The 15,429-nt window shown below is 73.2% G+C and carries 1 protein-coding gene; it reads right to left on the reverse strand.

Translation table 11 applies throughout. The annotated features are described in order from the left end of the window. Nucleotides 1-15,402 (reverse strand): SDR family NAD(P)-dependent oxidoreductase (locus LWF15_RS31185; RefSeq protein ID WP_408624392.1); only part of this gene is annotated, 15,402 nt, incomplete at its 3' end. Nucleotides 15,403-15,429 lie beyond the last annotated feature (27 nt).

Genomic DNA, 15,429 nt, shown 5'->3' on the forward strand with positions numbered 1-15,429 from the left:
CAGCGTGGCGGGCAGGGTCAGGCCGGTCCCGGCGGACAGGCGGTTGCGCAGTTCCAGGGCCGTCAGGGAGTCGAAGCCCAGCTCCCGGAACTCCCGGTCGGCGTCGATGCCCTCCCCCGAGGCGTGGCCCAGGGCGGCGGCGACCTCGGCGCGCACGGCCTGGCGCAGGTAGTCGGGCCGCTGCTGCGCCGGCAGGGCGAGCCAGCGTTGAGCGATGCTGCCGGGCTGTTCCTGGGCTGCACCTGCGGCCCGCCGTACGGCCCGGGGGGCCAGCGAGCTGAGCAGCGGCGGCAGGCGATCGGGCCTGCGCAGCAGTACCGGGTCCAGCCGGGTCAGGCCCAGCACCGGCTCGTCGACGGCCAGGGCCTGGTCGAACAGGCTCAGGCCCTCCTGGACCGACAGCGGTGGCATGCCGTTGCGGGCCATCCGCTGCAGATCGCCCGCGCTCAGCGTGCCGCCCAGGCCCGTCTCGGAGGTCCACAGACCCCAGGCCTGCGAACGGCCGGGACGGCCGGCCTGGTGGCGTTGCTGCATGAGCGCGTCCAAGTAGACGTTGGCCGCCGCGTAGTTGCCCTGCCCCGGGCCACCGAGCAGACCGGCCATCGAGGAGAACACCACGAACAGGCCGGGATCGGTGAGTTCGGCCAGTTCGCTCAGGTGGGCCACAGCGTCGACCTTGGGCCGCAGCACCCGTTGCAGCCGCTCGGGCGTCAGCGAGTTGATCACTCCGTCGTCGAGCACTCCGGCGGTGTGCACCACCCCGCCCAGCACGCGCCCCTTCAGCAGGGCGGCCAGGGCGGAGCGGTCGGAGACGTCGCAGGCCTCGATCCTCACCCGGGCGCCGTGGGCGCTCAGTTCGGCCACCAGCTGCCCGGTCCCCTCGGCTGCGGTTCCCCGCCGGCTGACCAGAAGCAGGTCGCGCGCCCCGTGGCGCAGCACCAGGTGCCGGGCCAGCGCACGGCCCAGCCCGCCGGTGCCGCCGGTGATCAGGATCTGTCCGTCCGGGATGTTCACGGCCTCGGCGCCGGCACGACGACGCGTCAAGCGCGGCGCCCGGGGTGTGGGGTCCATTACCAGTTGCGGCTCGCCGGTGGCCACCAGCGCGGCGATGGCGGCCGGCTCGGGGACCTCGATCCCGGTGGGGATGTCCAGCAGGGTGATCCGTCCGGGGTTCTCCGACTGGGCCGAGCGCACCAGACCCCAGACCGCTGCCGCAGGCAGGTCGGTGACCGGGTGGCCGGGGCCCGTGTGTACCGCCGAGCGGGTCAGGACGACCAGGTGCGTGGCCGCCAGTTCGTCACGGGACAGCCAGCTCTGGAGCTGTTCCAGGGCCCAGGTGGTGACCTCGAGGGCCCGATCCGCGGCCTGCTGCGAGTCGCCGACCGTGGCCGGGTCGGTGGTGGGGACGCTCAGCACCAGACCGGCGGGCCGGGGCTCGGTGAAACCGGAGGTGCTCAGGTCCGCGGTCACGGACCAGCCCGGCGCGGCGGCGGGAGCCGGGGCCTCGATGGGCGTCCACTCCAGGCCCAGGACGACGCTGTCGTTCGTTCCGGCGATCACCAGGGGCCCGTCCGGCAGCGGGCGGCTGAGAAGAGCACCAACGGTCAGCACCGGCCCGCCCGCCGGATCCGTGGCGGTGATGCTGATCCGGTCGCTCGCCTCCCGGGTGATCCGGGCCCGCAGCCGGGTCGCGCCGCCGGCGTGCACCTGGACATCGGTGAACATGAACGGCAGGTGCGGGCTCTCGTCCGGAGCCTCGGCGTTCGTCCCGGCGGCGGCCAGGGCAGCGTGCAGGACGGCGTCGAACAGCGCCGGGTGCAAGCCGAAGCGCTCGTCGTCCAGGCCGTCCGGAAGGGCGATCTCGGCCCACGTGTCACCGTCGGGACCGGCCCAGACCGCCTGCAGGCCCTGGAAGGCCGGCCCGTAGTGGATGTCCTCGAACTCGCGTCCTTCCTCACGGTAGAAACCGGCCAGGTCCACCGGGCTCACGCCGGCGGGCGGCCAGGCCAGTGCCTGGCCCGCGCTCTCGCGTCGGTCCAGGACGCCCCAGGCGTGCCGGGTCCACTCCTGGTCCTCACCCGCTCGGCTGTGGACCGCCACCCGCCAGCTCTCGTCCGGCTCCTTCTGCGCGCTCACGGTGACCCGGATGCTCAGGCTCGCCTGGTCCGGGACGAGTAGTGGGGCCTCGAGCGTGAGCTCGGCCAGATGAGCGGCGCCCACCTCCTCGCCCGCCCGCAGCGCCAGTTCGATCAGACCGGTGCCGGGAAGCACCGCCAGGCCCCGGACCCGGTGGTCGCCCAGCCAGGGATGGGTGTGCAGGGAGAGCCGCCCGGTCAGGACGGTTCCGGCATCCTCGGGCAGGGGCACCGCGGCCCCCAGCATCGGGTGCCGGGTGGGAGCGAGACCGGCCTCGGAGACGTCGCTGGCGAGCAGGGTGTCGGGCCAGAAGCGTTGCTGCTGGAAGGCGTAGGTGGGCAGGTCGAGGGGACGGGCGGCGCCGAGCACGTCCCGCAGGTCGCCTTCGACTCCGCTCACGGCCAGTTCGGCCAATGCGGCGACGACCCGGTCGGCGCCACCCTCCTGACGCCGCAGGGTGCCGGTGACGACGGCGTCCGCGATCGTCTCCTGAACGGCGCCGAGCAGCACCGGGTGCGGGCCGATCTCGAGGAAGGACCGGTGGCCGGCCCCGGCCAGGGACCGCAGCGCGTCCTCGAAACAGACCGTCGAGCGCAGGTTCTCGACCCAGTAGGCGGCGTCCGCCTGGAGCGGGTCGAGCGGGGCACCGGTGACCGTGGAGTAGACGACGACGGACGCAGGTTGCGGGGTTACCGGGGCCAGTTCCCGCAGCAGCCGCTCGCGGAGTGCGTCGACCTGGGTGGAGTGGGAGGCGTAGTCGACCGGCAGGATCCGCGCCCGCACACCATCAGCTTCGCACCGGGCGGCGATCGCCCTGACGTCGGCGACGGCACCGGACAGGACGGTCGAACCGGGACTGTTCACCACGGCTGCGCAGAGAGTGGTTCCCTTGGCCAGCTTTTCGGCCTCGGCACGCGGCAGGGCGACAGCGACCATGCCGCCTCGCCCAGCCAGCTCCTCGGCGACGGCCCGACTGCGCAGGGCCACCACCCGGGCCCCGTCCTGCAGACTCAGACCACCCGCCACACACAACGCGGCGATCTCACCCTGCGAATGCCCCACCACCGCAGTCGGCTCCACCCCCAGCGACCGCCATACCCCGGCCAGCGACACCATCACGGCCCACAGCGCCGGCTGAACCACCTCCACCCGCTCAAGCGCGGCCTCATCCCCCAGCACATCAGCCAGACGCCAGTCCACGAACGGCGCCAGCGCTTCCTGACACGCTTGCATCCGCTCGGCGAAGACCGTCGATTCAATGAGCAGGTCGACCGCCATGCCGGTCCACTGGCCGCCCTGGCCCGGAAAGATGAACACCACCCCATCGCCTGCCCGTGCAGCACCCGTGACCGCGTTGGCCGTGGGCTCGCCCGAGGCGAGCGCCGCCAGTCCGTTCAGGAGTTCTTCCCGGGTGGTGCCGGTGATCGCGGCGCGCTGAGCGAAGCGTGAGCGGTGCTCCAGGAGGGACCAGGCAACGTCCTGCGGTGCGGCGTCGGGCCGAGCGGTCAGGTGGGCATGCAGCCGAGCCGCTTGATCGCGCAGGGCCGGCTCGGTGCGGGCCGTGATCAGCCAGGGCACAGTGTTTCCGCTCAGGGTGGGCGCTGAGGCCGGGCCTGCCGGGAAGACGGCGTCGTCGGCCTCCGGTGCCTCGAGGATCACGTGGGCGTTGGTGCCGGAGACACCGAACGAGGAGACGGCGCTGCGGCGTGGGCGCCCGGCCGGCAGCTGTGGCCAGGCCTGCTCGTGGGCGAGCAGCTCGAGCGAACCGGTGCTCCAGTCGACCTTCGTCGAGGGCTGGTCCAGATGCAGTGTGCGGGGCAGGAGCCCGTGCCGCATAGCCATGATCATCTTGATGATGCCGCCGACCCCGGCGGCGGCCTGGGTGTGGCCGATGTTGGACTTCAGCGAGCCCAGGTACAGCGGGGTCTCGCGCTCCTGACCGTACGTGGCCAGCAGGGCCTGGGCCTCGATCGGGTCACCGAGAACCGTGCCGGTGCCGTGCCCTTCGACCGCGTCCACGTCGCCGGGCCGCAGCCCGGCCGCGGCCAGAGCCTGCCGGACGACGCGCTGCTGGGACGGGCCGTTGGGGGCGGTGAGGCCGTTGCTGGCGCCGTCGGAGTTCACGGCGCTGGAACGCACCACCGCCAGCACCCGCCGGCCCTGCCGGCGCGCGTCCGAGAGACGTTGCAGCACCAGCATCCCGGCACCTTCGGACCACCCGGTGCCGTCGGCCGCGTCTGCGTAGGCCTTGCACCGGCCGTCACCGGCCAGGCCCCCCTGCAGTGCGAACCCGGCGAAGGTTCCCGGAGTGGCCATGACGGTCACACCGCCGGCCAGGGCCATCGTGCACTCGCCCGCCCGCAGCGCCTGGGCCGCAAGGTGCAGGGCGACCAGCGACGAGGAGCAGGCGGTGTCGATCGTCATGGTCGGGCCCTGAAGGCCCAGCACGTACGAGACCCGCCCGGACAGGACGCTCTGGGAGCCACCGGTGACCAGGTGACCGGCGATGTCCTCGGCCGAGCGGGAGGCCACCTCGCTGTACCCGGACTGCAGGGCACCGGCGAACACCCCGACCTGCGCGCCGGCCAGCCCGGCCGGGTCGATTCCGGCGTTCTCGAGTGCTTCCCAGGAGGTCTCGAGCAGAAGGCGCTGCTGCGGATCGGCAGCCAGGGCTTCACGCGGCGAGATGCCGAAGAACGTCGCGTCGAAGTGGGCGGCCTCGTGCAGGAACCCGCCTTCGGGGGTGAAGTCCAGGTCGCTCAGGTCCCAGCCCCGGTCGGTGGGGAACGGGGTGATCCCCTCGCGGCCCTCGGCCACCAGGTTCCACAGGTCGTCCGGGGTGGCGACCTCACCGGGATACCGGCAGGCCATGCCGACGATCACGATCGGGTCGTCGCCGGCGTCGACGAGGGGTCTGGAAGAGACTCGCCCGCCCTCACTGGGCCCGCTGACACCGAGAAGCTCGGCCAGGTGATCGGCCAGGGCACTCACCGTGGGGTGGTCGAACACCAGGCTGGCCGGCAGGCTCAGCCCGGTCGCGGCGCCGAGCCGGTTACGCAGCTCCATCGACGAGAGCGAGTCGAAACCCAGCTCACGCAGTGGCGTTCCGGTCTCGATCGCCTCGGCCGACGTGTGTCCGAGGACCGCGGCCACCTCGGCCCGGACCAGGTCACGCAGGAGCCGCGGACGATCGGCGGCGCCGGCGCCGTCCCATCTGCGGGTCAGGCCGGAGGAGACAACCGGCCGCGTCCGGGGCGCCGGGCCGGCCAGAGTGCGCAGGATCGGCGGCACACCGTTGCGGCGCAGCGCGTCCCGGTCGATCCGGGTCAGGGCCAGCAGAGCCTGGTCGGTGGACAGGGCCCGGTCGAAGAGGTTCAGGCCCTGCCGGTGATCCAGAGGCGGCAGGCCCGCCCGGTCCATCCGCTCTCGGTCGGCCTGGGCCAGGCCGGAGATCAGGCCCGCCTCGGCGTTCCAGGGGCCCCAGGCCATCGACGTGCCGGTCAGGCCCTGCTGGCGGCGCCACTGCACCAGGGTGTCGGCGAAGACGTTGGCGGCGGCGTAGTTGCCCTGGCCGGGGGCGCCGATCTGCCCGGCGATCGAGGAGAAGACGACGAAGAGGTCCAGGTCACCGGCCAGCTCGTGCAGGTGCCAGGCCGCGTCGGCCTTGGGCCGCAGCACCCGCTGCAGACGCTCGGCGCTCAGCGAGGTCAGCACCCCGTCGTCGAGCACCCCCGCGGTGTGGACCACTCCCCGCACCGGATGACGAGCCATAAGAGCGGCCAGGGCCGGGCGGTCCGAGACGTCGCAGGCAGCGATCGTGACCTGCGCGCCGGCCTCGGTCAGGTCGGCCACCAGGGCCTGGGCGCCGTCGGCCTCGGGGCCGCGCCGGCTGACCAGGAGGAGCTCGACGCCGGGCGTGGTCGCGGCGAGGTGACGGGCGATGCTGCTGCCCAGCCCCCCGGTGCCGCCGGTGATCAGGACCGGTCCGCTGATCGGCGCGGGCTCGGCGGCGGGCGACGACGGGCCGGCCGGGACCAGGGCCGGGGTGTGGGCGATGCCGTCACGGACGGCCACCTGCAACTCGCCGGCGGCGAAGGCGGCCCCGATCAGGGAGGCCTCCGGTTCGGCGGCGGGTTGGTCCAGGTCCAGCAGCAGGATCCGGCCGGGGTTCTCGTTCTGGGCGGCCCGGACCAGGCCCCAGACGGCGGCCGCGGGCAGGTCGCTCACCGTGTTCCCGGGGCCGGTGGTGACCGCGCCGTGAGTGAGAACGACGAGGTTCTCCTGCCCTGGAGCGGGATCCTCGAGCCAGCCCTGGAGCCGCTGCAGGGTGTGGGCGGTCAATGCGTGGACGTCGTCCAGCATCGGGCCGCCGCCCGAGGCGACCGGCAGCAGTAGGTGCCCGACCGCAGTTGCGGCGGGCGGGAGAGTCACTGGGCTCCATCGCGGGACCAGCGCCACGGTGTCGTCGGGGGCCCGCAGCCCGCCCTCAGGCAGCGGACGGGTCAGCAGCGAGCCGACACTGAGCAGCGGGTTACCCAGCGCGTCGGCGACGGCGACCCGAACGCGTCCGTCCTCACCGGCGTCCTCAATCCTGACCCTGACCTGGCGGGCGCCGGAAGCCCACATCTGCACGTCGGTGAAGACGAAAGGCAGCTGCGGAGCCTGCTCCTGGCCAAGGAACGCCGCCGCGTGCAGGACGGCGTCGAACAGGGCCGGGTGGATGCCGTAGCCCTGCACGCCCACGTTCGTGGGCAGTTCCACCTCGGCCCAGACCTGCCGGTCCTGCTGCCACGCCCGGGTCAGCCCCTGGAAGGCGGGGCCGTAGAGCAGACCCGTAGCTGCGGTGGCCGGGTAGAGACCGGACACGTCGACCGGCTCAGCGGCAGGCGGCCATTCCTCCAGCGCCTCCCCCGCAAGCGGCTGCGGCTCTTGCAGAACGCCGCTCGCGTGACGGGTCCACCGTTGTTCGTGCTCGGGGCGGGAATGGATGGTGACGCCCCAGCGGCCGGTCTCGTTCTCGGTGACGGTGACCTGGAGCTGGCTGGCGCCCCGGGCGGGGAGCACCAGTGGTTCCTCGAGGGCGAGCTCGGCCAGTCGCGGGCGGCCGACCTGGTCACCGGCCTGGATCGCGATCTCGGCCAGACCGGTGCCGGGCACGACGATCTCCTCACCGATGCGGTGGTCGGCCAGCCAGGGATGGGTGCGCAGCGACAGGTGCCCGGTGAGCACCGTTTCTGCGCCGTCGGGGCGGGTCAGCACCGCGCCGAGCAGCGGGTGCCCGGTGGCCCTCAGCCCGGCGCCGTGCACGTCCTGCCCGCTCAACGGGGCGCTGGGCCAGTAGTGCTCGTGCGCGAACGGGTAGGTGGGCAGCTCGACGTGCCGCCCGCCGGGGTAGAAGCCGTCCCAGGTGATCGGCACGCCGCGACCGTGCAGCGCGGCCAGAGCCGTCATCACGTCGCTGCTCTCGGGGCGATCGCGGCCCCGCAGCAAGGCCACCGTGCTGACCTGTGGGCTGCAGGTGTACTGCGCCGCTGTGGTGAGCGCGGCGTCGGGTCCGGCTTCGACCAAGGTGGTGGCGCCCAGTTCTTCCAGGCGGGCGACGGCGCTGGCGAAGTCGACCGGCTCGCGCAGCTGGCGTACCCAGTACTCCGGGCTGGCCATCTCGGGGCCGGCCACCTGCGCGGTGAGGGTGGAGACGATCGGGATGCGCGGCTCGTGCCAGGTGAGGGTGTCCAGGACCGCCTGGAAGTCCTTGAGCATCGGGTCCATCAGCGGCGAGTGGAAGGCATGACTGACCCTGAGCCAGCTGGTCTTCACCTTCAGACCGGCAGCCAGCTCGCTGACCCGGTCGCGCTCGCCCGAGAAGACCACCGACTCGGGGCCGTTGACGGCGGCGATGACCACACCGGTTCCCCGGACGAGGCGTTCGGCCTCCTGCCGTGCCATCCGGGCGGACATCATCACGCCGCCCCCGGGCAGAGCCTGCATCAGCCGGCCCCGGGCGCTCACCAGCCGGGCCGCCTCCGGCAGGGACAGCAGGCCAGACACGTGGGCGGCGGCGATCTCGCCGACCGAGTGACCCACCAGATAGGCCGGTTCCGGGCCCAGGGAGGTCAGGAGCCGGTAGAGCGCCACCTCCACCGCGAACAGTGCCGGCTGCGCCCAGCCGGTGTCGGCGAGCAGGCCGGGTTCCTCACCCCAGACCACCTCCTGGAGTGGACGTTCCAGGTGCCCGTTCAGCTCAGCGGCCACGGCGTCGAAGGCCTCGGCGAAGACCGCTGAGGCGGCGTGCAGTTCGCGGCCCATCCCGATGCGCTGAGATCCCTGCCCGGCGAACATCACGGCCAGGGAGCCGGAACCGGTCCGCATCGGGCTGCCGTCGGCGGCCAGGTTCGCCAGTTCGGTGAGCATCTCGTCGAGGCTGCGGCCCAGGACGACGGCCCGGTGCTCGAAGTGGGTGCGGCTGAGCAGGCTCACCCCGACGTCCGCCAGGTCCGGTTCCTGCGCGTGCGTGCGCAGGGCGCGCAGCAACTGCGAGGCCTGCGTGCGTACCTGCTGCGGGGAACGGGCACTGAGCAGCCAGGGAGTGAGCGCGCTGACCGGCATCGGACGGTCCGGCGGGGTGAGGGGGGCCGGTTGCTCGTGCGGGGCTTCGATGATGACGTGGGCGTTCGTGCCGGAGACGCCGAACGAGGAGACCGCTGCCCGGCGGGGCCGGTCCGTGGCCGGCCAGGTTGTGTTCTCGGTGAGCAACTGCAGTTCGCCCTGGGTCCAGTCGACCTTCGTGCTGGGCTGCTGGGCGTGCAGGGTCTGCGGGGCGATGCCGTGGCGCATGGCCTGGATCATCTTGATCAGGCCGAGCACGCCGGCCGCGGCCTGGGTGTGCCCGACGTTCGACTTGAGCGAGCCCAGCAGCACCGGGTTGTGTGCCGGGCGCTCCTGGCCGTAGGTGGCCAGCAGGGCCTGGGCCTCGATCGGGTCGCCCAGGACGGTTCCGGTGCCGTGACCTTCGACCACGTCCACGTCGGCCGGACCGAGCCCGGCCGCGGCCAGCGCTTGGCGGATCACGCGCTGCTGCGCGGGCCCGTTCGGTGCGGTGAGCCCGTTGCTGGCACCGTCGGAGTTGACCGCGCTGGAGCGGACCACGGCCAGGACCCGCCGCCCCTGTCGCCGGGCGTCCGAAAGGCGCTGTACCACCAGCACTCCCACACCCTCGGACCAGCCGGTGCCGTCGGCGTTGTCGGAATAGGCCTTGCAGCGGCCGTTCCCGGCGAGTCCGCCCTGGGCGGAGAACCCGACGAAGGCGTCCGGGGTGGCCATCACGGTGACCCCGCCGACCAGGGCGGCGGTGCACTCCCCCGCCCGTAGCGCCTGGGAGGCCCAGTGCAGGGCCACCAGCGAGGAGGAACAGGCCGTGTCCACTGTGACCGACGGGCCCTGCAGCCCGAGCACGTAGGACAGGCGCCCGGCGGTGACGCTGAGCGTGCCGCCGGTGACCAGCTGACCGATCAGGTCGTCGGCGGAGCGGGCCGCGACCTCCATGTAGTTGGAGGTCATCGCCCCCATGAAGACCCCGACCGGGCTGCCGCGCAGGCTGCTCGGATCGATCCCGGCGTTCTCCAGCGCCTCCCAGGAGGTCTCCAGCAGCAGGCGCTGCTGGGGGTCGGCGCCGAGCGCCTCGCGCGGTGAGATGCCGAAGAATCCGGCATCGAAGTCGGCTGCGCCGTGCAGGAACCCGCCCTCGGCCGTGACCGAGATGCCCGACCCCGGACCGTCCGCGCCCAGCAGCAGCTCCAGGTCCCAGCCGCGGTCCTCGGGGAAGGGGCTGATCCCGTCGCGGCCCTGCAGGACCATGTCCCACAGCTGGTCGGGGTTGTTCACCCCGCCGGGGGCGCGACAGGCCATACCGGTGATGACGATCGGGTCGTCGGCATCGGCCAGGACCGGCGGAGGGCCCGCCGCGCTCGCACTGGCTGCCGGGCTCTGGTCCAGCAGGTCGGCCAGGCGATCGGCCAGCGCGGTGATCGTGGGGTAGTCGAACACCAGGCTGGCGGCCAGGCTCAGCCCGGTGACCCCGCTGAGGCGGTTGCGCAGGTCGATGGCGGTCAGGGAGTCGAATCCGAGGTCCCTGAACTGCACCGTGGTCTCGAGTCCGGCGCCGTCCGGGTGACCGAGGGCTGCGGCGACGTGGCCGGTGACCAGGCGCAGGAGGAAGCCGGGCCGGTCGGCCTCGCTCAGGGCGGCCCACTTCCGGGCGAAGTCCCCCGTGGGCACCACCTTGCCGGCGCGGGCGGTGGGAACGGCGGCGGGCACGAGGTCGCGCAACAGCCAGGGCACTGCTCCGGCCGCCCGCAGGTCGGCGGGAGCCAGACGGGTCAGCCCCAGCACCGCCGGGCCGGTGCGGCGGGCCGGACCCCCGGCCCCGTCCTGGCTCGGGTCCTGGCTCGGGTCCTGGCTCGGGTCCTGGCTCGGGTCCTGGCTCGGGTCGCGGTCGTCGTCGTCGGAGGCCAGGCCGAGGGCGTGGTCCATCAGACGCAGACCTTGCTCGAGCGACAGCGGGGGCAGCCCGGAGCGCTCGATGCGCTTCTGGTCGGCCTCGGACAGGCGGGCTGTGAGGCCGGTCGTGGGCGCCCAGGCGCCCCAGGCCAGCGACGTACCCGGCAGGCCGGCGGCGCGGCGCGACTGCATGAGGGTGTCGAGGAAAAGGTTGGCGGCCGCGTAGTTCGCCTGGCCGGGGGTACCGAACTGCCCTGCCAGTGAAGAGAACACGACGAATGCGCGCAGATCGCGGTCTGCGGTCAGCTTGTGCAGGTGCCAGGCAGCCTCGGCCTTGGGCGCGAACACCGTGTGCATGCGTTCCGGGGTGAGCGAGGTGATCGCCCCGTCGTCCACCACGCCTGCGGTGTGCACGATCGCCGTGAGGTCCGGGTGGGCGGCCAGGAGGTGGCGCACTGATTCCCGGTCGGCCACGTCGGCGGCCTGCACGACGACCCGGGCGCCGGCCTCCTCGAGCTCGGCCACGAGGTCGGACACGCCTTCGGCGGAGGGGCCGCGACGGCTGACCAGGAGCAGGCTGCGGACCTGATGCTGCAGCACCAGATGCCGGGCCAACACCATGCCCAGACCGCCGGTACCACCGGTGATCAGGACGGTGCCGCTGCCTGCCTCGGCTGCGCAGGCACCCCCAGGAACGGTGTCGGGTCGGGCCACGGCCCAGGCCGTCCGCGGATCGTGAGCCGGTGCCTGGTCGAACGGCACCAGGCTGGGGATGAGCAGTTCGCCCGCGCGAAGCGCAAGCTGGGGGTGCCCGGTGGCCAGGGCGGGCCCGGCCCACACCAGGACCGCGGGCCCACCGGCCGGGGTCTGGCCGGCCAGTGGTTCGGGAGCCGGTAGGTCCAGCAGGACGATGCGGCCGGGGTTCTCGGACTGGGCAGAACGTACCAGGCCCCAGATCGCTGCCGCCCCCAGATCGGTCGCGACGTCGTCGTGCGAGGTGCTGACCGCGCCCCAGGTGATCACGATCAGGCGCGTCCTGGCCCAGGCGTCCTGGGCCAGGAAATGCTGCACCGTCTCCAGGACAGCTGCCGTGCGCTGCCGCGTGTCCGCCAGCACGTCTCCACCGGCCGTCGGAATCTCGAAAAAAGCTGCCTCCGGACCAGTCTGGCCGTCACTGAGATCCGCCAGCCGGGCGACCGTCACATCCCGCTCGGCACCGGGGGCCGTGATCCGGTTCCAGCGCGGCTGCAGCACCACCGTGTCGGTGCTCTCGGTGCTGCCGGGGCTTCCGCTGAGCGGGCCCTGCGGCAGCGGCCGGGTCAGCAGCGAGCCGACGGTCAGGACCGGCGAGCCGGCCTCGTCGCTGACCTGCACCCGCAGCTTTCCCGCGGCGGTACGCCGCACGTGTGCCCGCACCCGCGAGGCGCCGGAAGCGTACAGCTGCACGTCCTCGAAGACGAAGGGCAGCCCACTGCCTTGCCGATCGTCCAGCAGCAGCGCCGCGTGCAGCACCGCGTCCAGCAGCGCCGGGTGGATGCCGTAGTCGCCGGCATCGTCGGTCAGGGCGACTTCGGACCAGACCTGCTCGCCCGCCTTCCAGGCCCGGGTCAGGCCCTGGAAGGCCTCACCGTAGAGCAGGCCGCCCTCGGCGGCGGCGGGATACACACCCTCGAGGCTGATCTCCGGTGCGGCCGGCGGCCAGACGAAAACCGGTTCAGGCGCGTGGGCCGGGGTCAGGGTGCCACCGGCGTGACGGGTCCACTCCTGGCTGTCCTCGGGCCGGGCGTGGACCACGAACGTCCACTGTTCGGCGGTTGTCTCGCCGGGGGTCAGCAGCACCTGCAGCAGACAGCCCACCCCCGGCTCCAGCACCAGAGGGCTGTGCAGTGTGAGCTCCGCGATGCGCGGGCAGCCCAGGCCCGCGCCGGCCCACAGCGCGAGTTCGGCGAAGGCGGTGCCGGGCAGGACGATCGCACCGCGCACGACGTGCCCGGCCAGCCAGGGATGGGTGCGGGTGGAGATGCGGCCGGTGAACAGCGTGCCGCCGGACTCGGGCAGGACCACCGTGGCGCCGAGCATCGGATGCCCCGCAGGCATCAGACCGGCTCCGCTGACGTCACCGGTCTGCGGCGCCGGCGTGGGCCAGTAGCGTCGGCGCTGGAAAGCATACGTGGGCAGGGGAATCGGCCGAAGCGGCGCCGGGCCCCAGGTGATCGGCAGGCCGCGCACCGTCAAGGTGGCCAGGGCCGACTCAAGGCCGTTGCTCTCAGAGTTCTCCCGGCCTCGCTGCAGCGCGACGGTCATGGTCTCGGCACTGACGATCTCGGCCGCGGCGGCCGCCAGCGCGCCCGAAGGACCTACCTCCACCAGCGTGCGCACACCCAGTTCTTCCAGGCGGCGCACGGCGTCGGCGAAACGGACGGTGCCGCGGGCCTGGCGCTGCCAGTAGCCCACGGTGCCGAACTCGCCGACGGCGACCGGGCCAGCCGTGAGCGTTGAGACCATCGGCACGGTGGGCTCGTGCCAGGTCAGGGTCTCCAGCACCTGCTGGAAAGCTCCCATCATGGGATCCACCAGCGCCGAGTGGAACGCGTGGGAGACCTTCAGCCGGTGGGTGCGCCGCCCCGCCCGGGCCAGGTGGCCGGCGGCCTCGGTCACCGCCGCCTCCGGACCGGCCAGGACGAGCGAGGCCGGGCCGTTCACCGCGGCCAGGGCGACCTCGGCCGACAGGTAGGGCCGCACGTCGGCCTGCGAGGCCTCGATCGCCATCATCGCCCCGCCCGCGGGCAGGGCCTGCATCAGGCGCCCTCGGGCCGCGACCAGACGGCAGGCGTCGGCCAGGTTCAGGGCCCCGCTTACGTGCACGGCGGCGATCTCGCCGACCGAGTGCCCGCTCAGGTAGGCGGGCCGAACCCCGGTGGCCTCCAGCACCCGGTACAGGGCGACCTCGATGGCGAACAGGGCCGGCTGCGCCCAGCCGGTCTGGTCGAGCAGGTCGCCGTCCTCACCCCACAGGACGTCGGTGAGCGGATGCTCGAGGTGCCGGCCGAGTTCGGCGGCCACCTCCTCGAAAGCACGATGGAAGACGGGGTTGCCGGCGTGCAGTTCGCGTCCCATGCCCAGGCGCTGGGCTCCCTGCCCGCTGAACAGCACACCCAGCGGGCCTGGTCGCACCCGGCCGTGGACGGTGGTCGCGGAGGGTTGCCCAGCAACGAAAGTGTCCAGTCCACTCAGCAGTGCATCGCGCGTGGGCCCGAGCACCACCAGGCGGTGGTCGAACCGGGTGCGGCCCAGCAGCGAGGCGGCGACGGCCTCGGCCGGCAGGTGCGGGTGCGTGCGCAGGTGCTGCGCCAGGCGGGCGGCCTGCTCGTTCAGGGCCTCGGGGCTCTTCGCCGTGACCACCCACGGTCCGGGGGCGCCCCCAGCCTGCTCCGAAAGGCCCTCGACGGGCGCCTCTTCGAGGATGATGTGGGCATTGGTCCCGGAGACCCCGAACGAGGAGACGCCTGCCCGGCGGGGCTGCCCGGTGCCGGACCACTCGGTGTTCTCGGTCAGCAGGCGCACCTCGCCCTGCGTCCAGTCCACCTTGGCGGTCGGGGCATCGACGTGCAGGGTGCGCGGGGCGATCCCGTGGCGCAGGGCCAGGACCATCTTGATGATCCCGGCCACCCCGGCCGCGGCCTGGGTGTGGCCGATGTTCGACTTCAGTGAGCCGATCAGCAGCGGACGCCCCGCCGGGCGGTCCTGACCGTAGGTGGCCAGTAGGGCCTGAGCCTCGATCGGGTCACCCAGGACGGTCCCGGTGCCGTGCGCCTCGACGACGTCCACGTCGGCCGGAGCGAGTCCGGCGGCGGCCAGTGCCGAGCGGATCACCCGTTGCTGGGCCGGGCCGTTGGGCGCGGTGAGGCCGTTGGAGGCGCCGTCCTGGTTGACCGCGCTGGAGCGGATCAGGGCCAGGACACGGTGGCCCTGACGCTGTGCCTCGGACAACCGCATGAGCACCAGGACGCCGCCGCCCTCCGCCCATCCGGCACCGTCGGCGGAGTCGGCGAAGGCCTTGCAGCGCCCGTCGTGGGCCATGCCCTCCTGTGCGGAGAACCCGAAGAACGCACCGGGCGTGGCCATCACGGTCACCCCGCCGACCAGGGCGGCCGAGCACTCACCCTTACGCAGGGCGCCCGCGGCCAGGTGCACCGCGACCGAGGAGGAGGAACAGGCCGTGTCCACCGACAGGGCCGGTCCCTGCAGCCCGAGCACGTAGGCGATCCGCCCGGAGGCCACGCTCTGCGAGCCGCCGGTGATCAGGTGCCCGCTCAGGTCGTCCGCCGAGGCGGCCGCCACCTCGGTGTAGTGCGAGGCGAAGGTGCCGACGAAGACGCCGGTGTCGCTGCCGTGCAGCGACTGCGGCCGGATGCCCGCGTCCTCCAAAGCCTCCCATGACATCTCCAGCAGCAGGCGCTGCTGGGGGTCCATGGCCAGGGCCTCGCGCGGTGAGATGCCGAAGAAGCCGGCGTCGAACTCGTCGGCGCCCACCAGGAAGCCGCCCTGCACCGACGTGAGGCCGGCCGCGGCCAGTTCAGCGAGGTCCCAGCCGCGTCCGGCGGGCACCGGGCCGACGCCGTCCCGGCCGGAGAGCACCAGGTCCCACAGGTCGTCCGGGCCGGTGACCCCACCGGGCAGACGGCAGGACATGCCCACGATCGCGATCGGCTCGTTCTGCCGGTCCTCGACCTCACGCAGGCGCCGCTGGACCTCGCGCGAGTCGGCGATCGCCCGCTTGAGGTAGGAACGAAGCTG

This window comes from Kineosporia rhizophila (assembly GCF_021277265.1).
GTDB classification, from domain to species: Bacteria; Actinomycetota; Actinomycetes; order Actinomycetales; family Kineosporiaceae; genus Kineosporia; species Kineosporia rhizophila.